Here is a 1274-nt window from a genome sequence, read left to right as displayed (position 1 = left end):
GAAGGACAGGGATGGTTACCCCTGCAACCCCGGCGACGAACAGGTTGGTCAACATGGCGGCAGAGATGATACCTCCGAGCATCCAGTTACCTTTCCAAACCACAACGATACCACCGATGATCAACGCCCACATGATGCCGTTAAGCAAACCGATCGCGGCTTCTTTCATCAACAGTTCACGTTTGTTCGAATCACCGATATGACCTAAAGCAAGGCCACGAATAACCAGTGCAACGGTTTGATTACCTGCAACACCACCCATGGATGGCACGATGGTCATCAAGACCGCAATTGCCGCCATTTGGTCCAGAGTGGCTTCAAACATGTTGGAAACCGAAGCAGCAGCTAATGCCGCTAGGACATTGGCTCCGAGCCAAACACTTCGTTTACGCGCGGATTTGAAGACGGGAGCGAAGGTATCTTCGTCATCGTCCATACCCGCCATACTCATCATTGAGTGTTCGGCGTCTTCACGAATAACGTCAACCACGTCATCGATGGTGATACGACCGACAAGGTGCTGGTTTTCATCCACTACGGGTGCTGACACCCAATTACGACGTTCAAACAGGCTAGCAACGTCTGAGTCACTGGTGTCAACGGTAATCGCATCGTCAGCATCTTCCATGACGTCGATAATTTTTACGTCGGGTTGGGTCGTAATAAGTGTCGTGATTGGGAGTTCGCCAATCAGTTTGCTCTCGTCATCAATCGCGTAGAGCGCCTCGGTGGCTTCAGGCAGATCGCCCTTCATACGCACATAACGCAGCACTACGTCAACATCAACGTCACCACGAGTCGTGATAACGTCCGTGTTCATCAACCCACCAGCGGTGTCTTCAGGATAAGACAGTGCCGTCTCGACGCGAGCACGATCTGCTGAATCCATTTGGGAGAGAACTTCACGGGAAAGATCATCTGGCAAACTACGTAGGACGTATGCTACGTCATCGGTATCCATGCCTTCCGTCGCCTCTGCAAGGTCTTCGGGAGCCATTTTTGATACAAGACTGTCTTTAACGTCTTCGTTTAGTTCGTCAAGAATTTCACCGTAATCTTCGGGGTCGGTAAGTTGCCAAAGAACTTCACGGCTTTTACGTGGGGATGCTTCTAAAAGGTGAGCGATATCCTCAGGTTCCATGTCCTGAAGCTGACGACGAACATGGACGAAGCGGCCGTTTTCCAGCGCTTCTGTGACTTCTTGGAGGGCTTGGTGAGCTTGGTCGAATTCTATTTGCTCTGCCATTCGTTCCTCCCAATTCCTGATATTTACA

The 1274-nt window shown here is 50.7% G+C and carries 1 protein-coding gene; it reads right to left on the bottom strand.

Annotation, left to right across the window (positions count from 1 at the left end; translation table 11 throughout):
* Positions 1-1246 (bottom strand): magnesium transporter (mgtE, locus tag R7F67_RS24255; RefSeq protein WP_318057468.1); only part of this gene is annotated, 1246 nt, incomplete at its 3' end.
* Positions 1247-1274 lie beyond the last annotated feature (28 nt).

This window comes from Vibrio sp. YT-17, from assembly GCF_033337375.1.
Classification (GTDB): domain Bacteria; phylum Pseudomonadota; class Gammaproteobacteria; order Enterobacterales; family Vibrionaceae; genus Vibrio; species Vibrio alginolyticus.
This window is presented reverse-complemented; position numbering and strand designations above follow the sequence as displayed.